The 688-nt window shown below is 60.2% G+C and carries 1 protein-coding gene and 1 pseudogene; both read right to left on the bottom strand.

The genetic code is table 11. From position 1 onward, the window contains the following. A pseudogene (locus tag EOA33_RS37625) lies at window positions 1–245 on the bottom strand (sulfatase); the annotation flags it as partial. Between the two features lie 225 nt (window positions 246–470). Continuing rightward, window positions 471–688, bottom strand: a 218-nt coding sequence (locus EOA33_RS40040) for a hypothetical protein (RefSeq protein WP_210212664.1), incomplete at its 5' end; no start/stop codon positions are given.

Here is a 688-nt window from a genome sequence, read left to right on the forward strand (position 1 = left end):
GTCTTGATGTCTGAGCCATGGTAGCCGACGTCCAGCCAGCCCTGATCGTCCGAAACGATGTAGACGATGTTGGGCTGCGCTGGCTCGGCCGCCGCCGACTGAACGCCCGCAAGTCCGGCAAATACCCCCGAAAGGCCGACGGGTGCGGCAAATCGCGAAACGGCAGCCGCCGTGCCGGCCATCAATGCGTCGCGCCGCGTGATTTTGTTGCCGGCTTCAGCCGGGAAGTCACGATCGTTGCTCATGTTGTGCCCCTGCTCTGCTAAACTGATTCATGCATTCGAACCCTGGCCCGCGCGAACCGAGCAGATAGGATCTTGCGCCGCCTTCCGCGGCTAGGACGCTTGACACCATCGCCGAACTGGCCGTCACGGCCACGCCCAGGAAGCCGGCAGCTCCACAACGCATGATTGCTCGGGCGGGCGCACCCGATGTTCTCGGCGCAGCCCACTGAAACTGGCCTTTTCTGCTCATAGTCCCCGCCCGCCTTTTGTAGGCGATATTCCCGCGCCAATTTGATTTCGCGCAATTTGCTTATAAGATATACCTAATACAACCGTCCTGCTATCCACTTTGCGCAAAGGACGTTTTTTTGACTGCTTGGCCTTCATCGCCTTCGTACAGGGATGTGCTGCTTGGCCCTGACGACCTAACCAGCGCCGCCTCTGGCCTGCCGAAAGCCTGTCGA

The sequence above is a fragment of the Mesorhizobium sp. M4A.F.Ca.ET.050.02.1.1 genome, from assembly GCF_003997725.1.
Taxonomy (GTDB): Bacteria; Pseudomonadota; Alphaproteobacteria; order Rhizobiales; family Rhizobiaceae; genus Mesorhizobium.